Origin of the sequence: Pseudomonas sp. SMV71 (genome assembly GCF_052042015.1) — a bacterium.
Classification (GTDB): domain Bacteria; phylum Pseudomonadota; class Gammaproteobacteria; order Pseudomonadales; family Pseudomonadaceae; genus Aquipseudomonas.
The window spans coordinates 64,018-82,260 of sequence record NZ_JBKGGU010000016.1 but is presented as its reverse complement, the minus strand read 5'-3'; the positions used below and the strand labels follow the sequence as shown (position 1 = coordinate 82,260).

The 18,243-nt window shown below is 65.2% G+C and carries 20 protein-coding genes; all 20 read left to right on the top strand.

The genetic code is table 11. From position 1 onward, the window contains the following. Positions 1-98 precede the first annotated feature (98 nt). The 20 genes from ACLEJQ_RS17810 to ACLEJQ_RS17715 all read left to right on the top strand — a co-directional run bounded on the left by ACLEJQ_RS17810 (position 99) and on the right by ACLEJQ_RS17715 (position 18,207). A complete protein-coding gene (locus tag ACLEJQ_RS17810; protein ID WP_440796976.1) occupies positions 99-812 on the top strand; it encodes a beta-ketoacyl synthase chain length factor in 714 nt (237 codons plus the stop codon). Then, positions 788-1,597, top strand: a complete 810-nt coding sequence (locus tag ACLEJQ_RS17805) for a lysophospholipid acyltransferase family protein (protein ID WP_440796974.1) — start codon at positions 788-790, stop codon at positions 1,595-1,597. Before ACLEJQ_RS17810 ends, ACLEJQ_RS17805 begins: the two co-directional genes overlap by 25 nt. After that, a complete protein-coding gene (locus ACLEJQ_RS17800; RefSeq protein WP_042727925.1) occupies positions 1,578-1,835 on the top strand; it encodes a phosphopantetheine-binding protein in 258 nt (85 codons plus the stop codon). The genes ACLEJQ_RS17805 and ACLEJQ_RS17800 overlap by 20 nt, the downstream gene beginning before the upstream one ends. A 9-nt stretch (positions 1,836-1,844) precedes the next feature. Further along, a complete protein-coding gene (locus ACLEJQ_RS17795; protein WP_030140951.1) occupies positions 1,845-2,099 on the top strand; it encodes an acyl carrier protein in 255 nt (84 codons plus the stop codon). Further along, a complete protein-coding gene (locus ACLEJQ_RS17790) occupies positions 2,096-2,641 on the top strand; it encodes a hypothetical protein (protein WP_440796972.1) in 546 nt (181 codons plus the stop codon). Before ACLEJQ_RS17795 ends, ACLEJQ_RS17790 begins: the two co-directional genes overlap by 4 nt. After that, complete coding sequence (locus ACLEJQ_RS17785; RefSeq protein WP_440796970.1) at positions 2,638-4,317, top strand: AMP-binding protein; 1,680 nt, start codon at positions 2,638-2,640, stop codon at positions 4,315-4,317. Before ACLEJQ_RS17790 ends, ACLEJQ_RS17785 begins: the two co-directional genes overlap by 4 nt. A gap of 164 nt (positions 4,318-4,481) precedes the next feature. Then, a complete protein-coding gene (locus ACLEJQ_RS17780) occupies positions 4,482-5,216 on the top strand; it encodes a glycosyltransferase family 2 protein (RefSeq protein WP_440796968.1) in 735 nt (244 codons plus the stop codon). Continuing rightward, positions 5,213-6,151 carry an LpxL/LpxP family acyltransferase gene (locus tag ACLEJQ_RS17775; RefSeq protein ID WP_440796966.1) on the top strand — a complete coding sequence of 313 codons (939 nt, stop codon included), beginning with the start codon at positions 5,213-5,215 and terminating at the stop codon, positions 6,149-6,151. Before ACLEJQ_RS17780 ends, ACLEJQ_RS17775 begins: the two co-directional genes overlap by 4 nt. Then, entirely contained in the window at positions 6,132-7,676 is a 1,545-nt protein-coding gene (locus ACLEJQ_RS17770; RefSeq protein ID WP_440796964.1) for an HAL/PAL/TAL family ammonia-lyase, read from the top strand. Before ACLEJQ_RS17775 ends, ACLEJQ_RS17770 begins: the two co-directional genes overlap by 20 nt. Beyond that, positions 7,669-8,094: an acyl-CoA thioesterase gene (locus tag ACLEJQ_RS17765; protein WP_440796962.1), complete on the top strand. Its 426-nt coding sequence runs from the start codon at positions 7,669-7,671 to the stop codon at positions 8,092-8,094. The genes ACLEJQ_RS17770 and ACLEJQ_RS17765 overlap by 8 nt, the downstream gene beginning before the upstream one ends. After that, entirely contained in the window at positions 8,091-8,684 is a 594-nt protein-coding gene (locus ACLEJQ_RS17760) for an outer membrane lipoprotein carrier protein LolA (RefSeq protein WP_440796960.1), read from the top strand. Before ACLEJQ_RS17765 ends, ACLEJQ_RS17760 begins: the two co-directional genes overlap by 4 nt. Further along, entirely contained in the window at positions 8,668-11,010 is a 2,343-nt protein-coding gene (locus ACLEJQ_RS17755; RefSeq protein ID WP_440796958.1) for an MMPL family transporter, read from the top strand. Before ACLEJQ_RS17760 ends, ACLEJQ_RS17755 begins: the two co-directional genes overlap by 17 nt. Further along, entirely contained in the window at positions 11,004-12,161 is a 1,158-nt protein-coding gene (locus ACLEJQ_RS17750) for a sodium:proton antiporter (protein WP_440796956.1), read from the top strand. The genes ACLEJQ_RS17755 and ACLEJQ_RS17750 overlap by 7 nt, the downstream gene beginning before the upstream one ends. Then, positions 12,148-13,395 carry an NAD(P)/FAD-dependent oxidoreductase gene (locus ACLEJQ_RS17745; protein WP_440796954.1) on the top strand — a complete coding sequence of 416 codons (1,248 nt, stop codon included), beginning with the start codon at positions 12,148-12,150 and terminating at the stop codon, positions 13,393-13,395. Before ACLEJQ_RS17750 ends, ACLEJQ_RS17745 begins: the two co-directional genes overlap by 14 nt. Then, complete coding sequence (locus tag ACLEJQ_RS17740; protein ID WP_440796952.1) at positions 13,392-14,120, top strand: class I SAM-dependent methyltransferase; 729 nt, start codon at positions 13,392-13,394, stop codon at positions 14,118-14,120. Before ACLEJQ_RS17745 ends, ACLEJQ_RS17740 begins: the two co-directional genes overlap by 4 nt. Continuing rightward, a complete protein-coding gene (locus ACLEJQ_RS17735) occupies positions 14,117-14,599 on the top strand; it encodes a DUF3261 domain-containing protein (protein WP_440796950.1) in 483 nt (160 codons plus the stop codon). The genes ACLEJQ_RS17740 and ACLEJQ_RS17735 overlap by 4 nt, the downstream gene beginning before the upstream one ends. Next, positions 14,596-15,792 (top strand): beta-ketoacyl-[acyl-carrier-protein] synthase family protein, encoded by a 1,197-nt coding sequence (locus ACLEJQ_RS17730; RefSeq protein WP_440796948.1) that lies wholly within the window; start codon positions 14,596-14,598, stop codon positions 15,790-15,792. The genes ACLEJQ_RS17735 and ACLEJQ_RS17730 overlap by 4 nt, the downstream gene beginning before the upstream one ends. Next, positions 15,789-16,256, top strand: a complete 468-nt coding sequence (locus ACLEJQ_RS17725) for an ApeP family dehydratase (protein ID WP_440796946.1) — start codon at positions 15,789-15,791, stop codon at positions 16,254-16,256. The genes ACLEJQ_RS17730 and ACLEJQ_RS17725 overlap by 4 nt, the downstream gene beginning before the upstream one ends. Continuing rightward, on the top strand, positions 16,253-16,981 hold the full coding sequence (fabG, locus tag ACLEJQ_RS17720) for a 3-oxoacyl-ACP reductase FabG (RefSeq protein WP_440796944.1): 729 nt from the start codon (positions 16,253-16,255) through the stop codon (positions 16,979-16,981). The genes ACLEJQ_RS17725 and fabG overlap by 4 nt, the downstream gene beginning before the upstream one ends. Beyond that, positions 16,981-18,207, top strand: a complete 1,227-nt coding sequence (locus ACLEJQ_RS17715; RefSeq protein WP_440796942.1) for a beta-ketoacyl-ACP synthase — start codon at positions 16,981-16,983, stop codon at positions 18,205-18,207. Before fabG ends, ACLEJQ_RS17715 begins: the two co-directional genes overlap by 1 nt. The last annotated feature ends 36 nt before the right edge of the window (positions 18,208-18,243 follow it).

Sequence of the window (18,243 nt, the reverse complement as noted above, 5' to 3'; positions counted from 1 at the left end):
GATAATGCGCGCCACTTGGGTCGCAAGACCATGCAGGGTTGGACGCGGGTCAAACCACTGACCGTGACAATAAAAGCCCGCAGGGGTGGGATTAATTTGTGATCAATTTCAACATCGCCCAATGGCGCGCATGGGCCCCTGGGCTCGAAAGCGTGGCCGATTGGCAGGCATGGAGCCGACAACCGGTCGTATTGCCCGCCAGCGATGCCGCCCCTGACGTCTCGTTCCTGCCGGCCATGCAACGCCGCCGCCTCAGCCGTCTCGCACGGATGGCTTTCAGCGTGGGCTGGCCGTTGGCCGAGGGCCGGCCGGAGCTGCCGTTGGTCTTTATTTCCCGCCACGGCGAAACCCCACGCACATTCGAGATTCTCAAAGACCTGGCCGCTGACCAGCCCCTTTCACCAACCCAGTTCAGCCTGTCGGTGCACAACGCCGTAATCGGCCTGTGGTCGATCATGCGCGGCGAAACCAGCGAAATGACGGCCCTGGCCGCCACCGGTGACGGTCTGGAACACGGCGTACTGGAGGCCGCGGCACTGCTCAACGAAGGTTCGCCCGCCGTACTGCTGGTGATGACCGAAGAACAACCGCCGCAGGTGTACGCGCCATGGGTCAATGATGTGCCATTTCCCTATGCCATGGCCCTACTGCTGACCCCGGGCGACGACTGGCAACTGGACCTGTCCGCCGGTCAATTACCCGGTAGCGACTGGCCCCATGCCCTGAATCTGTTGCGTACCCTGCTGACCCATCAAACCACTTGCCAACATGCCTGGAAGAATCGCGTATGGACCTGGCAACGCAACCGGTAATCGGTAAACATCGCGACGCCTTCTACTGGCGCCTGCTCGCGACCGCCGCCAGCTTCGCCCTGTTCGGGCTGGGTGGGCTGTGCCTGCGCCTGCTGGTGTTTCCGGTCCTGGCCTGGCTGCCCGGTGATGCCCAGGCCCACCGGCAACGAGCCCGGCGCACGGTCGGCCGGTTGTTCTGGTGCTTTATCCGTTTCATGGCCCGGACCGGAGTGCTCACCTATCAGATCGACGGCGCCGAACGGCTCGGTCGCCCTGGACAGATGATCATCGCCAATCACCCGTCACTGATAGACGTGGTGTTCCTGATCGGCCTGGTGCCCAACGCCAATTGCGTGGTCAAGCAGAGCCTGTGGGACAACCCGTTCACCCGCGGCCCGTTGCGCGCAACGCAATACATCAGCAATGACGGCAGCATGGACATGCTCGACGCCGCCAGCGATGCCCTGCAGGACGGCCAGACCCTGATCGTCTTTCCCGAAGGCACCCGCACCCAGCCGGGCCAGGCGCCGGCCTTTCATCGGGGCGCCGCGGCCATTGCCCTGCGCGGTGCGAAGATCCTCACGCCGGTCACCATCGAGGTCTGCCCGACCACCCTGACCAAGGCCGAGCCCTGGTACCGCATCCCAGCACGCCGCGTGCACTTCAGTTTTCGCGTCGGGGCCGATATAGACCCGCAGGCGTTCGCCGCGCTCGGCCCGCCGCCCCAGGCTTCGCGCAGGCTCAACGATTTTCTGCATCACCATTTCATCAAGGAGCTCGCCGAAGATGAGCGATCTGCACCGTGACATCAAACAGCTGATCATCGACGCCCTCGGTCTGGAAGACATCGGCATCGACGACATCGGCGACCACCAGACCCTGTTCGGCGAAGGCCTGGGCCTGGACTCGGTCGATGCCCTGGAGCTTGGCCTGGCGATCCAGAAACAGTACGGCATCAAGATCGACGCCGACGCAAAGGACACCCGTAACCATTTCAGCAATGTGGCAAGCCTTGCGGCCTTCGTCACTGCAAAACGCCCCTGAGACCGGACCATGCAAACTCGTGACGACATTTTCAACACCCTGCGCGATGCTCTGGTCGAGCTCTTCGAGCTGGACCCCGAACGCGTGACGCTGGAATCGAACCTGTACCAGGATCTGGAGATCGACAGCATCGACGCAGTCGACCTGATCGACCACATCAAGCGCCAGACCGGCAAGAAAATTGCCGCCGAAGAGTTCAAGTCCGTGCGCACCGTCAATGACGTGGTCGAGGCGGTTTATCGACTGGTCCAACCGGCCGCATGACCCGGCTGATTGGCCTTGGCCTGCTGCTGGCGGGCCTGTTGTACCCCTTTGCGGTGTATTTCGGCATGGAGCACTTCGCTCCGTGGCAGTTCGGGCTGCTGCTGGGCAGCCTGTGGCTGGCCCGGGCCTTGCTGGGCAATGGCGGTCCCGGCAGTCGCTGGATGGCAACATCGGCGATCGTGTTCTGTGCGTTGCTCGCGCTGTTCGACAGCCCGCTCCTGCTGCGCTGGTACCCGGTGCTGATCAGCGCCTTCATGCTCGGGCTGTTCGTGCTGAGCCTGAGATACGGGCCGCCCATGATCGAGCGCCTGGCTCGCCTGCGCGAACCGCAGCTGCCGCAGAAGGCGGTGGTCTATACGCGTCAGGTCACAGTGGCCTGGAGTGTGTTTTTCCTGTGTAACGGTTTGCTCGCGGCCGCCCTGACCCTATGGGCGCCGCTGAGCTGGTGGATGTTGTACACCGGCCTGATTTCCTACGGATTGATGGGGCTGCTGTTTGCCATTGAATGGCTCATACGACAACGGGTAAGAGGCCGTCCATGAATTGGATAACACTTGAGCAGATGTTGCTCGAGGCTTTGCCGGAACGTGCTGTCACTGCCGATCCGGCGCTCAATCACGCGCAGTTGCGGGACGCGGCGTTGCGCCTGGCCGCCGGCCTGCAAACCCGGGGCGTGCGGTATGTGGCCGTGCATCTGGAAGATGCCGCCGACTTGGCGGTAGCCCTGCTCGGTGCCTGGCGTGCCGGGGTGCGAGTCCTGCTGCCGGCCGACCTGCAAGCCCAGACCCGCCAACGCTGGACCGCCGAGGTGGACCTGTGGCTGACCGATCAGCCCGGCGACACTCATCCCGGCCAATTGCAAGAAGCCCCGCTGCCCCCCGCTGAACTGGACGTCGATGACTGCTGGCTGAACCTGTGCACCTCCGGCTCCAGTGGCGAACCCAAGCGCATCGAAAAAAACCTGCGACAGTTGAGCAACGAAGTCCAGGCTCTGGAGCAATTGTGGGGCGCCGAGCTGGGTCCGGCCTGCATGATCGGCAGCGTCGCTGCCCAGCACATCTATGGCTTGCTGTTCCGGGTGCTGTGGCCGCTGTGCGCCGGGCGGCCGTTCGTGCGTCGGCAACTGGCATTCCCGGAAGATCTGCAACGCGCCAGCCGCGAACACCCGGCGTTTGCCTGGGTCGCCAGCCCGGCGCTGCTCAAGCGCATGGGCGACAACCTCGACTGGCCGGCCTTGAGCCGAGTGCGCCGGGTGTTCTCCTCCGGCGGCGCCTTGCCGACCGAGGCCGCCGAGAGCCTGCAGCAGCGCCTCGGGCAGTGGCCGACGGAAATCTTCGGTAGCTCGGAAACCGGCGGCATCGCCTGGCGCCAGGGCGGCGGCTTGTGGCAACCGTTTGCCGATGTCGAGCTGAGCCAGGACAGCGACGGCGCCCTGCTGATCGCCTCGCCCTATCTGCCGGCCGGACATGTGGAACACACGGCCGACGCAGCGCGGATCGCCAAAGACGGGCGCTTCGAACTGCTCGGGCGGCTGGACCGTATCGTCAAGCTCGAAGAAAAACGTATTTCCCTGCCGATGCTCGAACAGGCGCTGACCGCCCACGAATGGGTCAGTGAAGCGCGGCTCGGGGTCGTGCAGGAGAATCGCGCCTCCCTCGGCGCACTGCTGGTACTCAGCGAAGCCGGCCTGCGAACCCTGCGCAACCAGGGCCGACGCGCCGTGACCGAGGGTCTGCGCCGCCACCTGAGCGGGCACTGCGAAACCCTGGCCCTGCCACGACGCTGGCGTTGGTTGCGGCAGCTGCCGCTCAATGCCCAGGGTAAGTTGCCCCAGGCCGAAGTCGAAGCGCTGCTGATGGCGTCGCGTCCCAAGGCGCCCGAAATCCTGGAACAAGTCGAAACCGCCGGTGAATGGAACCTGCAACTGGTCGTGCCACCGGATCTTGCGTACTTCAGCGGCCATTTTCCCACCGCGCCGGTACTGCCTGGGGTGGTCCAGGTCGATTGGGCTATGAGCCTGGGCCGACAATTGCTGGACGTGCCGCCCCGGTTCATCGGCATGGAGGTGCTGAAATTCCAGCAACTGGTACGCCCCGGCGATGAAATCCAGCTGAGCCTGCGTTTCGACCGCGAACGCGGCAAGTTGTACTTCGCCTACCGCAACGACACGGCGGCCTGTTCCAGCGGGCGGATTGTGTTGGGGGTGGGTGATGAGTAATCCAAAGGTTCACCCAGCCTCCCTGTGGCGAGGGAGCTTGCTCCCGCTCGAGTGCGCAGCGCTCGCCCTTGGAAAGCGGGGGGCTGCTTCGCAGCCCAGCGGGAGCAAGCTCCCTCGCCACAGCAAGCTCCCTCGCCACAATGGATCGGCGCAAGGCAAACAGCATGCATAACCCCTGCGCCGTGATCCCGGTCTACAACCACGAAACCGCCATCTCGGCGGTGGTCCAGGCATTGCTCGCCCGCGACCTGCCTTGTGTGCTGGTGGACGATGCCAGCAGCCCGGCCTGCGCAGCAGTGCTGGAGCGACTGGCCGAAGGCGAGCGGGTGCATCTGGTCCGGCTGGCGGTCAACCAAGGCAAGGGCGGTGCAGTGATGACCGGTCTGCGCGAAGCGGCGCGCCTGGGTTTCAGCCACGCCTTGCAGGTGGATGCCGACGGCCAGCACGACCTGGGTGACGTGAGCACGTTCATTGAGCAGTCCCGTGCCCATCCCGACGCGCTGATCTGCGGCTATCCACGGTACGACGCCAGCGTGCCGAAAGGCCGTCTGTACGCACGCTACCTGACCCACGTCATGGTCTGGATCAACAGCCTGTCCCTGCAAATCCGCGACTCCATGTGCGGCTTCCGGGTCTACCCGCTGCCACCGACCCTGGCGCTGATCGACTCGGCCAATATCGGCAAGCGCATGGATTTTGACTCCGACATCTTGGTGCGCCTGGCCTGGCGCAACCAGCCGATGCGCTGGCTGCACACCCAGGTTCACTACCCTGCCGACGGGGTCTCGCACTTCCGGCTGTTCCACGACAATGTGCTGATTTCCAGCATGCACACCCGGCTGTTCTTCGGCATGCTGGTGCGCTTGCCGCTGATTCTCTGGCGACGGTGGCGAACATGAACGTCGACAAGCAACACTGGGCCGACCGCCAGGAGCGCGGCAGCTTCTGGCTGATGAAACTCACCGCGTTCGCCGCCAGGGTGCTGGGCCGTCGCCTGCTGACACCGGTGCTGTACGGCATCGTCCTGTACTTTTTCATTTTCGGGCGCAGCGCACGCCAGGCCGCCTGGCAATACCAGCAGCGCCTGGCCGACTGGAGCGCCCGTCCCGAGCTGCGCCCGACCCGCTGGCGGGTGTTCGGGCAGTTCATGGCCTTTGCCGATTCGCTGCTCGACAAGCTCGACGTGTGGAACGGCAAGCTGAGCATCGAGCAGATCGAAATCGTCGACACTGCCTTGCTGCGCAATCACTTGCGTGACGCCCGCGGGCAGATGCTGGTGGGCGCCCACCTGGGTAACCTGGAGATGTGCCGGGCCTTGGCCGAGCTGGGTGAAAAAGTCACCATGAACGTGCTGGTGCATACCAAGCACGCCGAGCAGTTCAATCGCCTGTTGGGCGAAGCCGGAGCCACGCACTTGCGGCTGATACAGGTCAGCGAACTGGACCCGGCGGTCATGCTGCAACTGAGCGAGCGCCTGGAGCGCGGCGAGTGGCTGGCGATTGCCGGCGACCGCGTGCCGCTGCATGGGGGGCGCAGCGTGACCGTAGACTTCTTGGGCCATCCGGCCGCGTTCCCCCAAGGCCCCTGGCTGCTGGCCGGCCTGCTGAAATGCCCGGTCAACCTGTTGATGTGTCTCAAGCATGAGGGGCGCTATCGCGTCACCCTCGAACCCTTCGCCGAGGCCGTGGTGTGGAAGCGCAACGACCGCGAGCAAACCATCGCCCACTGGGCCGGCCGCTACGCCGAACGCCTGGCGCAGTTCTGCCTCCAGGGCCCGCAACAGTGGTTCAACTTTTACCCTTTCTGGAAGACCGATGACGATGCCCACTCTTGAGCCGGTAACCTTCGGCGAATGCCCTCTGCGCATCGAAGATGTGCTGGCCCTGGCGAACCGCCAGGCGCCGACCCGCTTGCAGGATGACCCGGCGTTCCGCCAGCGCATCGCCAAGGGCGCGCAGTTCCTCGATTCTTTGCTGGACAAGGAAGGCGTGATCTACGGCGTGACCACCGGCTACGGTGACTCCTGCGTGGTGGCGGTGCCGCTGCACCACGTCGAGGCCTTGCCGCGTCACCTGTACACCTTCCACGGCTGCGGCCTGGGCAAGCTGCTGGACGCCCAGGCCACCCGTGCGGTGCTGGCGGCGCGCTTGCAGTCGCTGTGTCACGGCGTTTCAGGGGTGCGCGTGGAACTGCTGGAACGCCTGCAAGCCTTCCTCGAACACGACATCCTGCCGCTGATTCCCGAAGAAGGCTCGGTGGGCGCCAGCGGTGACCTGACGCCGCTGTCCTACGTTGCCGCGACCTTGTCCGGCGAGCGTGAAGTCATGTTCCGTGGCGAACGCCGCGCAGCCGCCGACGTGCACCGCGAACTGGGCTGGACGCCCTTGGTGCTACGGCCCAAGGAAGCCCTGGCGCTGATGAACGGCACCGCGGTGATGACCGGCCTGGCCTGCCTGGCCTACGCCCGGGCCGATTACCTGCTGCACCTGGCGACCCGCATCACTGCGCTGAACGTGGTCGCCCTGCAAGGCAACCCGGAGCATTTCGACGAACGCCTGTTCGCCGCCAAGCCACACCCGGGGCAGATGCAAGTCGCCGCGTGGCTGCGCGAGGACCTGGCGATCGATGCACCGACCGCGCCGCTGCATCGCCTGCAAGACCGCTATTCCTTGCGCTGCGCTCCCCATGTGCTCGGCGTGCTGGCGGACAGCCTGGCCTGGCTGCGTTCGTTCATCGAAACCGAACTCAACAGCGCCAACGACAACCCGATCATCGACGCCGAGGCCGAGCGGGTCCTGCATGGCGGGCACTTCTACGGCGGGCACATCGCCTTCGCCATGGACAGCCTGAAAAACCTGGTGGCTAACGTCGCCGACCTGCTGGACCGACAACTCGCGCTGCTGGTGGACGAACGCTACAACCACGGCCTGCCGAGCAACCTGTCCGGCGCCAGCGCCGAGCGGGCGATGCTCAACCATGGCTTCAAGGCCGTGCAGATCGGCGCCAGCGCCTGGACCGCCGAAGCCTTGAAAAACACGATGCCGGCCAGCGTGTTCTCGCGCTCCACCGAGTGCCACAACCAAGACAAGGTGAGCATGGGCACCATCGCCGCCCGGGATGCGATTCGCGTATTGGAATTGACCGAACAGGTCGCCGCCGCGACGCTGCTGGCGGCCAACCAGGGCGTGTGGCTGCGCAGCCGCGCCGAAGATGCACGAGCGCTGCCACCGGCCCTGGCTGTCATGCACACGCAACTGGCCGAGGATTTCGCCCCGGTCATCGAGGACCGCGCCCTGGAAGGCGAATTGCGCCTGTGCCTGCAACGCATCGCCGAGCAACACTGGAGGCTGCATGCGTAGCCAGGGCGTGCTGCACGTCGACACGCAGGTGGTGGTGCCATTCTTCGATGTGGATTCGATGAACGTGGTCTGGCACGGCCACTACGTCAAATACCTGGAAGTGGCCCGCTGCGCGCTGCTCGACCTGATCGGCCACAACTACAACGACATGCTCGAATCCGGCCATGCGTGGCCGGTGATCGACCTGCAATTGCGCTACGTACGCAGCGCGGTGTTCGGCCAGACGCTGACCGTGCGCGCCAGCCTGGTGGAGTGGGAAAACCGATTGAAGATCAATTACCTGATCAGCGATGCAGCCACCGGCGAACGCCTGACCCGCGCCAGTTCGGTGCAGGTGGCGGTGGACATCGCCAGCCGCGAAATGCTGCTGGCCTCGCCTCGGGTCTTTGTCGAAGCCGTTGAAAGGAAACTGCCATGAAGCGCTTGTCGGTCTGGCTCTTGCTGTGCTGCCTGGCGCCCTTGGCCCAGGCCTTCGATTTGCAGCAGTTGAGCGATCAACTGGCGCGTCCGGAGGTGATCCACGGCCAGTTCATCCAGGAGAAACACTTGCGCGCCCTGCCCCAGCCGCTGATCAGCAAGGGTCGCTTCGTGCTGGCCAAGCAACACGGCCTGCTCTGGCTGCTGCAAACCCCGTTGCAACAGGATTACCGCATCAGCGCCCAGGGCATTGCCCGGCGGGACGGCGACACCTGGCAGATGCTGCCGAACAAAAGCGCCGGCGCCGAACAGAACCGTCTGTTCCTGGCGGTATTGCAGGGCGACAGCAGCGGCCTGCAACGGGATTTCGAGCTGAGCCTTTCAGGCGAGCCACAGCAATGGAAACTCACCCTGACTCCGCGGTCGGTGCTGCTCAAGCAGGTCTTCAACCAGATCAACATCGACGGCGGCGAACTGGTGCAACGCATCGAGCTGCTGGAAACCCAGGGCGACAGCACCGTGCTGCGCATGCAGGACGCCACCAGCGCGCAGCCCTTGAGTGAAGCGGAGCAACATGACTTTACCGAGTGAACGCAGCTTGCCACGGCTGTTCCTGATCCTGCTGCTGGCAGTACTGGCGCTCGCCGGCTGGCAATGGCGTCAGGGCGCGCCGCTGTCGGCCAATCTCATGGAACTGGTGCCGGGCACCTCCCCGGACGCCTTGGAGCTCGTCGCCGAACAACGCATGCAAGAACCGCTCAATCGCGAGGTACTTGTGCTGGTCGGGCACGTCGACCGACAACAGGCCCTCGCCCTGGCGCAAAACCTCGCCGGGCAATGGCAGGCCAGCGGACTGTTCGACAAGGTCCAGTGGACCTTGCAGGCCGATTTGCCGGCGCTGCGCACGCAACTGCTCAACGGACGGCTGGCGATGCTCTCGGCGGCGGACCGTCAACAGCTGATCGAACAACCCCAGGCGTTCATCCAGCAACGGGTCCAGGCGCTGTTCGATCCGTTCAGCGGCTTCAGCCTGGTGCCCAGCCAGGACGATTGGCTGGGCCTGACCGGACGCATCCAGAACAGCCAGCCACAACGCGGCGCGATACAGCTCGACGTGGGCAGCGGGGCGCTGGTCGCCGAGGCCGACGGCAAGCATTGGGTGATGCTGCGGGCCCGCACCCAGGGCAACGCGTTTGACATGAATCTGCCGCTGCAAGTGGCCGCGTTGCTGCAGCGCAGTCGCGAGCAGGCTAGCCAGGCCCAAGGGCAACTGCTGGCCGCCAGCGGCCTGCTGTACGCCGCCAGCGGCCAACAACAGGCCTCGCGGGAAATCACCTGGGTCGGCGGCGGCGCGACGGTCGGCATCCTGCTGCTGTTGCTCCTGGCGTTCCGGCGCCTGCGGGTGTGGCTGGCCTTCGTCCCGGTGCTGGTGGGCATGCTGTTCGGTGCGGTGGCGTGCGTGGCGCTGTTCGGTCGCATGCACGTCATGACCCTGGTGCTGGGTTCCAGCCTGATCGGCGTGGCGGTGGATTACCCGCTCCACTATCTGTCCAAGAGCTGGAGCCTGAAGCCCTGGCGCAGCTGGCCGGCCCTGCGCCTGACCCTGCCGGGCCTGAGCCTGAGCCTGGTGACCACCTGCATCGGCTACCTCGCCCTGGCCTGGACGCCCTTCCCGGCGCTGACCCAGATCGCGATATTTTCCGCCGCCGGACTCATCGGCGCCTATCTGACGGCTGTCTGCCTGCTGCCGGCGCTGCTCAAGGGCGCGGACCTGCGCCCGGCCCAATGGCCGCTGCGCTTGTGCGAGGGCCTGCTCAAGCTGCGCGAAACCTTGTTGGCGCGGGTGCGCACGCCCGTCCTGCTGGGGCTGTTGCTAGCCTTCTGCGCGGGCGGTCTGTGGCATCTGACCACCAAGAACGACATCCGCCAGTGGATCGGTACGCCCCAACACCTGACCGACGAAGCCCGCGACATTGCGCGCATCACCGGTTTCCAGCCCACCAGTCAGTTCTTCCTGATCCGCGCCGACGACCAGGCCCAACTGCTGGAGCGCCAGACCGCGCTCAACGAGCGCCTGGATCAGTTAGTCGGCCTGGACAAACTCCAGGGTTACCTGTCGCTGAACCAACTGGTCAGCCCGCCGGCCGAGCAGCAGAAAGTCCGGGAAGCCCTGGCCCGGTTGCCGGCGTTCTGGCAACCGCTGCTGGACCTGGGCGTGCCGGTCGCCGCGCTGCAAGCGGAGTTGGCGCAACTGCAAGCCCTGCCGATCGAAGACATCGACGCGGCACTGAGCGGCCCCCTGGCCGAACCGTATCGCACGCTCTGGCTCGGCCCGACCGGACAAGGCGTGGCCGCCACCGTCAGTCTGCAAGGCCTGAATGACGCGGCGCTGCTGCGGGTGCAGGCGGTGGATCTGCCAGGCGTGCAACTGGTGGATCGCCTGGGAGACCTGAACCAGGTGTTCGCCGCCACGCAGGTCAGCGCCGCCGAGCTGAAACTGGCCTCTTGCGTGCTGATCGTACTGGTGCTGATCTGGCCATTCGGGGTCGGCGCAGCCTTGCGCATCGTCGCCCTACCGCTGCTCGCGGCGCTGTGCAGCCTGGCGAGCCTCGGCTGGCTGGGGCAGCCGCTGACCCTGTTCAGCCTGTTCGGCCTGCTGCTGGTGACCGCCATCGGCGTCGACTATGCGATCCTCATGCGCGAACAGATCGGCGGCGCCGCGGTGAGCTTGCTGGGGACCTTCCTGGCGGCGGTCACCACCTGGCTGTCGTTCGGTCTACTGGCCCTTTCCAGCACGCCGGCGGTGAGTAACTTCGGCCTGTCGGTGAGCCTGGGACTGGCCTTCAGCTTCATGCTGGCGCCGTGGGCCGGGCGTCACGCCCACGAGGCCACCGCGCCGGAGCCCAGGCCATGCTGATCCCGGTTTTCTGGCTGATGGCCCTGGTCTTGTTCGCTGTCGCGACGTTAGTGGGCCGACGCTTCGGACTGATCCCGATTGTCAGCCAGTTGCTGCTGGCGACCTTCGGCCTGCCGCTGCTAATGTATTTCTGGATCGAGCCGGGCTGGCAGCTCAGCGGCGCGCAGCTGGTATCGCCGGTATGGCTGAAGAACCTCTACAGCCTGGCGTTCGCGTTGTTGCTGGGGCACATCCTCAGCGACGTGATCGACCTGCGCCTGGACCGCCAGAGCGTAAAGATCGCGCTGCCCAGCTTCGTCGTTCCGTTCGCCTGCGGCTTGGGAACAGCCTTCTGGCTGTTGCCGCCGCAACCGTGGATCAGCTCCCTGGCGGTGGGCCTGCTGTTCGCAATCACCGCGATCCCGGTGCTGTACCTGTATCTGCGCCATATCGACTACCCGCCCGCCGCCACCCGGCGCCTGGTGCAGACGGCGATCCTGATCGACCTGGCCTGCTGGAGCCTGTTCGGCCTGGCCCAGGGCAGCCTGCACCTGAGCAGCCTGTTGCTGCCGTTGGCCGGCGCCTGCGTGCCGCTGCTGTTGCGGTTGCTCGGCCTGCGTCAGCCGTTGTTGCACAGCGGGATCTTCTTTGCCTTGCTGGTGGTGGCCGAACACTACCGGCTCAATGCACTGATCGTCGGCATCGGCTACCTGCTGTGCATGGCCGCGCTCAAGGTGCCGCTGGTCTTGCCCGTCAACACGGCCTGGATGCAGGGGCTACAGACGTACCTGGCGATCCCGCTGATCCTCACGTTCGGCATCGTCCAGATCAACGTCCACTGCGCCATGAGCAGCCTCGGCTGGGTGCAATGGCTGGCGTTGCTGGGCTTGCCGATTGCCAGCAAACTGCTGGGCAACTGGCTGGGGCTGGGTTGGGCCGGGGCGTCGTTCGCCGGTGCCAGCCGCTGGCGTGAAAGTGTCTTGCTGAACATCCGTGGCTTGAGTGAAATCGTGTTCCTCAATTTGCTCTTGCAACAACAGCTCATCAGCCCGGCGCTGTACTTCACGCTGATGCTGATGGGGCTGATCGCTACATTGCTGCCGGCCCTGGCCGGTTTTCACCGTATGACCTCGATTGCCGTCCCGGCCAGGAGCTCCAATGCCAGAAGTTGAAATGGAAAGTCGCCAGGTCGTCGTGATCGGCGCGGGCCCTTCCGGCGCCATCGCAGCCGCGCTGCTCAAGCGCAAGGGCCACGATGTGCTGGTCATCGAGCGCCAGCATTTCCCACGGTTCTCCATCGGCGAGAGCCTGCTGTCCCATTGCCTGGATTTCGTCGAAGAAGCCGGGATGCTCGACGCGGTGAATGCCGCCGGGTTCCAGCGCAAGAACGGCGCGGCCTTCGCCTGGGGCGAGCGCTATAGCGCCTTCAATTTCGGCGACACTTTCAGCCATGGCAAACCGACCACCTTCCAGGTGCAACGCGCCGATTTCGACAAGCTGCTGGCCGACCAGGCGGCGCTGCAAGGCGTGGAAATCCGTTACGGCCAGGCCATTGCCAGCGCCGACTTCAGCCTCGCCCGGCCGCAACTGGGCGTGCAACGTGAAGACGGCAGCCAGTACCGGGTCGAAGCCGACTTCGTGCTCGACGCGAGCGGCTATGGCCGGGTCCTGCCGCGCCTGCTGGACCTGGAGGCGCCGTCGAACTTCCCGGTGCGCCAGGCGGTGTTCACCCATATTGAAGATCGCATCGACGCCCCGACCTTCGATCGCGAAAAAATCCTCATCACCACCCATCCGAGCAAGCGCGACGTCTGGTTCTGGACCATCCCGTTCAGCGGCGGGCGCTGCTCGGTGGGCGTGGTCGCGGCAGCGGAACATTTCGCCGGTCGCACCGACGACCTCGATGCCTGCCTGCGCGGCTTCATCGACGAGACCCCGAGCCTGGCCGGCGTGTTGCAGAACGCCGTGTGGGACACCCCGGCGCGGACCATCGGCGGTTACTCGGCCAATGTCAAAACCCTGCACGGCCCGGGCTTCGCCCTGCTGGGCAACGCCGCGGAATTTCTCGACCCGGTGTTCTCGTCCGGCGTGACCATCGCCATGCGCTCGGCGAGCATGGCCGCCGGTGTGCTGCATCGTCAGTTGCAAGGTGAAGCCGTGGATTGGCAGAGCGAATTCGCCGAGCCACTCAAGCGCGGCGTCGATACCTTCCGCTGCTACGTCGAAGGCTGGTACGCCGGCACCTTCCAGGACGTAATTTTCTACACCGAAGGCTCCGCCGACATCCGCCGCATGATCAGCTCGATCCTGGCCGGCTATGCCTGGGATGAGCGCAATCCGTTCGTCAGCGAACCCAAGCGCCGCCTGCGCATGCTTTCGGAAATCTGCGCGAGTGACGCTTCATGAGCTATCTGAGCGACAACTACGTCGAAGAGACGCGCTTCGGCTTCTGGTTCCTGCGTAGCCACACCTGGCAGCATCATGTGTTGCGGGTCGCGATCAACGACCTGCGCGGGTTGTTCAGCCAACCGCTGCCGGCCAATCCAGTGTTGCTGGATGCCGGTTGCGGCCAGGGCAAATCGTTCCAGTACCTGCGCCAGGTGTTCGCACCACAGCATTTGATTGGCGTCGATGCCGATCCCCATAGCCTGGACTTGAGCGCCGAGGAAGCGGCGCGCCAGGGCATGGCCGTGGAACTGATCGGCAGCGACTGCGCGCAATTGCCGGTGCCCGATGCCAGCGTCGACCTGGTGTTCTGCCACCAGACGTTCCATCACCTGGTGGAGCAGGAAAAGGCCCTCGCCGAGTTCTATCGCGTGCTCAAGCCCGGCGGCTACCTGATGTTCGCCGAATCCACCGAGGCCTACATCGATACCTGGGTGATCCGCTGGTTGTTCCGCCACCCGATGCACGTGCAGAAAAGCGCCGCGCAGTACCTGGCGATGATTCGCGAACAAGGCTTCCAGTTCGAGGCCGGCAACGTGTCCTACCCATACCTGTGGTGGAGCCGTGCCAGGGATTTCGGTCTGTTGGAGCGTTTTGGCCTGCGTCGGCCCAAGCCGTTCGGCGAGCGCGAGGAAACCCTGGTCAACGTGGTGGCCCGCAAACCCATGGAAGGGGCCGCCGGATGATGCGCGCCCTGCTTATTGTCGGCCTGTTGCTGCTCAGCGCCTGCGCCAGCCACGCACCGTTGCCTGAGCGCACGCCAACGCTTGCCTTGCCCCTGCAACTGCACATCGAACGGCAGTTGGCCGGCCAGCGTCAGGACTGGTTACTGGTAATCCAATGCGAAGACGCCGGGATCCGCTGGTCGATGATGGACCCGCTGGGCATTCCCGTGGCCCGCCAGCGCCTGGTCGAGGGCCAATGGCAGGCCGACGGGTTGCTGCCGCCGAATGCCGAGGCGCGGGAGTTGTTCGCCGCGCTGTTGTTCGCCCTCACGCCCGAAGCCGAACTGGCGGGCAACTACCCCACCGCGCGCCAGCGGGCGTCGCAACGGAGCCTCGATGCCCGTTGGCAGGTGACCTACCAGCGACCGCTGGTCTTCCAACTGAGCCTGCCCCAAGGCCCGCACTACCGCATCACGCCGTTGACCGAGAGCGCCCCATGACCGCCTACCTGAACGCCCTTGGATTGATCTGCGCCCTGGGCCGCGACAAACGCAGCGTGGCGCGCAACCTGTTTGCCGGCGATGGCTCGGGCCTGCGCCTCGAAGAAGGTTGGGTGGCCGACCGGGCCTTGCCGGTGGCCTCGGTGAGCGGTGAACTGGCGCCCATCCCCCAGGCCCTGGCGATGCAGCGCAGCCGCAATAACCAGCTGCTGCTGGAAGCCGGCTTGCAAATCCGCGCCGAAATCGACCAGGCCATCCAGGCCTACGGTCGCACCCGCATCGGCATCGTGCTGGGCACCAGCACGTCGGGTATCGACGAAGCCAGCCATGGCATCGCCCATTACCTGCGTGAACAGCACTTTCCCGAGGGCTACGACTACCAGCAACAGGAGCTCAGCGCGCCGGCCAATTTTCTGTCCGACTGGCTCGGCTTGAGCGGGCCGTCCTATGTGATCTCGACCGCCTGCACCTCCAGCGCCCGCGCCCTGATGAGCGCCCGCCGCCTGCTGGACCTGGGCCTGTGCGATGCCGTGCTGTGCGGTGGAGTGGACAGCCTGTGCAAACTGACCCTCAACGGCTTCTGCGCACTGGAAGCGGTGTCGAATGAACGGTGCAACCCGTTTTCGGTGAACCGCAGCGGCATCAACATCGGCGAGGCAGCGGTGCTGTTCCTGATGAGCAAGACCCCCGGCGCTGGCGCCCCGATTGCCTTGCTGGGGGACGGCGCCAGCTCCGATGCGCATCATATTTCCGCCCCCGAGCCCACTGGACGCGGCGCCCGCCAGGCGATGGAAAAGGCCTTGCGTTGCGCCGGCCTCGAGCCGGGCCAGATCGACTACCTGAACCTGCACGGCACCGCCACGCAACACAACGACGCCATGGAAAGCCTGGCGGTGGCCGAGTTATTCCCGGCCGGCGTGCCCTGCTCCTCGACCAAACCCTTGACCGGCCACACCCTCGGCGCCGCCGGAGCGCTGGAAGCGGCGTTCTGCTGGCTGGCCCTGAGCACCGAGAACGCCGCCCAGGCGTTGCCGCCGCACATCTGGGACGGCCAGGCCGATCCAACGCTGCCAGCGTTGGATTGGACCAGCGCCGCGACCCGCCTGAAACCGACCCTGCCACGTCGCCTGATGAGCAACTCCTTCGCCTTCGGCGGCAATAACGTCAGCCTGATTATCGGAGACGCCCCATGATTGACTGGCCGCTCGCCGAGTTGCTGCCCCACGCAGGCGACATGATCCTGATCGACCGGATCCTGTCGTTCGATGACGAACAGATCCATACCCACGCCACCGTCCGGCCCGGTGGCCTGTTCAACCGCGACGACGGCGCCCTGCCGGCCTGGGTCGGCATCGAGCTGATGGCCCAGAGTGTCGCGGCATTCGCCGGTTGCCATGCACGCCGGCGCGGCGACGCCGTGGAGCTGGGCTTCCTGCTCGGCACCCGTAAGTTCGAATGCAATGTCGAATGTTTTCCAGTCGGCACCGAGCTGACCATCCACGGCGTGCGCTCACTGGAAGACGACAACGGCATGGGTGTGTTCGAATGCCATATCCAGGCCCCCGGCATCCACGCCACGGCGCGGCTGAACGTGTTCCGTCCGCCCCAGGCCGCCCATTATCTTTCTGAACCGTCCGCAACAGGAAACACGCCATGACTGAATCCATCCTGGTCACCGGCTCCAGCCGTGGCATCGGCCGCGCCATCGCCCTGCGACTGGCCCAGGCCGGGCATGACATCGTGCTGCACTGTCGCAGTGGCCGTGCCGAGGCCGAAACCGTCCAGGCCGAGATCCAGGCCCTGGGGCGCAATGCACGGGTGCTGCAATTCGACGTTTCCGACCGCGCGGCCTGCAAGGCGATCCTTGAGGCGGATGTCGAGACCTACGGCGCCTATTACGGCGTCGTGCTCAACGCCGGCCTGACCCGCGACGGCGCCTTCCCTGCCTTGAGCGAAGATGACTGGGACACGGTGATGCGCACCAACCTCGACGGTTTCTACAACGTGCTGCACCCGGTGATGATGCCGATGATCCGTCGCCGCGCCGCCGGACGGATCGTCTGCATCACCTCGGTCTCGGGGCTGATCGGCAATCGCGGCCAGGTCAACTACAGTGCTTCGAAGGCCGGCCTGATCGGCGCGGCCAAGGCGTTGGCAATCGAGCTGGGCAAGCGCAAGATCACCGTCAACTGCGTCGCGCCAGGGCTGATCGACACCGCCATGCTCGATGAAAATGTACCTGTGGAAGAACTGATGAAGATGATCCCCGCCCAGCGCATGGGCACCCCGGAAGAAGTGGCCGGCGCGGTGAACTTCCTGATGTCCGCCGAAGCCGGCTACATCACCCGGCAGGTACTGGCCGTCAACGGAGGCCTGTGCTGATGAAGCGCGTCGTCGTCACCGGCATGGCCGGCATCACTTCCATCGGCAGCGAGTGGGACACCATCGCTGGCAACTTCGCCGCCAACTGCAGCGGTATCCGGCGCATGGATGAGTGGGATCGCTTCTCTGAGCTGAACACCCGCCTGGCCGGGCCTGTGGATGATTTCCAGGTCCCGGCCCACTGGACACGCAAGCAACTGCGCAGCATGGGCCGGGTTTCGCGGATGGCGGTGGCCGCGGCGGAACAGGCCCTGGCCGATGCCGGCCTGCTGGGCGACGAGTCGATCAAGGACGGGCGCATGGGTGTGTCCTGCGGCTCATCCACCGGCAGCACCGACGAGATCAAGGCCTTTGGCAACATGCTGCTCAACAGCGTGGCCGAGGGGCTCAACGCCAACTCCTACGTGCGGATGATGCCTCACACCACGGCGGCCAATATCAGTATTTTCTTCGGCCTCACCGGGCGGATGATTCCTACGTCCAGCGCCTGCACCAGCGGCAGCCACGGCATCGGCTATGCCTACGAGGCGATCAAGTTTGGCCGCCTGCCACTGATGCTCGCCGGTGGCGCGGAGGAACTGTGCCCGACCGAAGCGATGGTCTTCGACGCGCTCTACGCCACCAGCCTGAAAAACGATGCGCCGCAAACCAGTCCGCGTCCCTATGACAAAAACCGCGATGGCCTGGTGATCGGCGAAGGCGCCGGCATGCTGGTCCTTGAAGAGCTGGAGCACGCCCTGGCCCGCGGCGCACGGATTCATGCCGAGATCGTCGGCTTCGGCAGCAACGCCGACGGCCAGCACGCCACCCGTCCGGAGCTGACCACCATGCGCCGGGCCATGGAACTGGCCCTGGAAGACGCGGGCCTGGCGCCTTCCGCCATCGGCTACGTCAACGGCCACGGCACCGCCACCGAACAGGGCGACATTGCCGAAACCCTCGCCACCAGCAGCCTGTTTGGCGAGCACATGCCCATCAGTTCGCAGAAGAGCTTCCTCGGTCACACCCTGGGGGCTTGCGGGGCGCTGGAATCCTGGTTCAGCATCGAAATGATGAACCGTGACCGCTACGTGCACACTTTCAATCTCGATGAAGTCGATCCCGAGTGCGGCAAGCTCGACTACCTGCGCCACGAGTTCCGCTCGATGAGTAACGAATACGTGATGAACAACAACTTCGCCTTCGGTGGGGTCAACACTTCGTTGATCTTCCGTCGCTGGCGCTGAAGCCAATCCAACCCCGCTACCCCGTCAAGGAGACCC

Coding starts and splice junctions, on each gene's coding strand:
- ACLEJQ_RS17805 (WP_440796974.1), top strand. CDS start 788: ATGGACCTGGCAACGCAACCGGTAATCGGTAAACATCGCGACGCCTTC.
- ACLEJQ_RS17800 (WP_042727925.1), top strand. CDS start 1,578: ATGAGCGATCTGCACCGTGACATCAAACAGCTGATCATCGACGCCCTC.
- ACLEJQ_RS17795 (WP_030140951.1), top strand. CDS start 1,845: ATGCAAACTCGTGACGACATTTTCAACACCCTGCGCGATGCTCTGGTC.
- ACLEJQ_RS17790 (WP_440796972.1), top strand. CDS start 2,096: ATGACCCGGCTGATTGGCCTTGGCCTGCTGCTGGCGGGCCTGTTGTAC.
- ACLEJQ_RS17785 (WP_440796970.1), top strand. CDS start 2,638: ATGAATTGGATAACACTTGAGCAGATGTTGCTCGAGGCTTTGCCGGAA.
- ACLEJQ_RS17780 (WP_440796968.1), top strand. CDS start 4,482: ATGCATAACCCCTGCGCCGTGATCCCGGTCTACAACCACGAAACCGCC.
- ACLEJQ_RS17775 (WP_440796966.1), top strand. CDS start 5,213: ATGAACGTCGACAAGCAACACTGGGCCGACCGCCAGGAGCGCGGCAGC.
- ACLEJQ_RS17770 (WP_440796964.1), top strand. CDS start 6,132: ATGACGATGCCCACTCTTGAGCCGGTAACCTTCGGCGAATGCCCTCTG.
- ACLEJQ_RS17765 (WP_440796962.1), top strand. CDS start 7,669: ATGCGTAGCCAGGGCGTGCTGCACGTCGACACGCAGGTGGTGGTGCCA.
- ACLEJQ_RS17760 (WP_440796960.1), top strand. CDS start 8,091: ATGAAGCGCTTGTCGGTCTGGCTCTTGCTGTGCTGCCTGGCGCCCTTG.
- ACLEJQ_RS17755 (WP_440796958.1), top strand. CDS start 8,668: ATGACTTTACCGAGTGAACGCAGCTTGCCACGGCTGTTCCTGATCCTG.
- ACLEJQ_RS17750 (WP_440796956.1), top strand. CDS start 11,004: ATGCTGATCCCGGTTTTCTGGCTGATGGCCCTGGTCTTGTTCGCTGTC.
- ACLEJQ_RS17745 (WP_440796954.1), top strand. CDS start 12,148: ATGCCAGAAGTTGAAATGGAAAGTCGCCAGGTCGTCGTGATCGGCGCG.
- ACLEJQ_RS17740 (WP_440796952.1), top strand. CDS start 13,392: ATGAGCTATCTGAGCGACAACTACGTCGAAGAGACGCGCTTCGGCTTC.
- ACLEJQ_RS17735 (WP_440796950.1), top strand. CDS start 14,117: ATGATGCGCGCCCTGCTTATTGTCGGCCTGTTGCTGCTCAGCGCCTGC.
- ACLEJQ_RS17730 (WP_440796948.1), top strand. CDS start 14,596: ATGACCGCCTACCTGAACGCCCTTGGATTGATCTGCGCCCTGGGCCGC.
- ACLEJQ_RS17725 (WP_440796946.1), top strand. CDS start 15,789: ATGATTGACTGGCCGCTCGCCGAGTTGCTGCCCCACGCAGGCGACATG.
- fabG (WP_440796944.1), top strand. CDS start 16,253: ATGACTGAATCCATCCTGGTCACCGGCTCCAGCCGTGGCATCGGCCGC.
- ACLEJQ_RS17715 (WP_440796942.1), top strand. CDS start 16,981: ATGAAGCGCGTCGTCGTCACCGGCATGGCCGGCATCACTTCCATCGGC.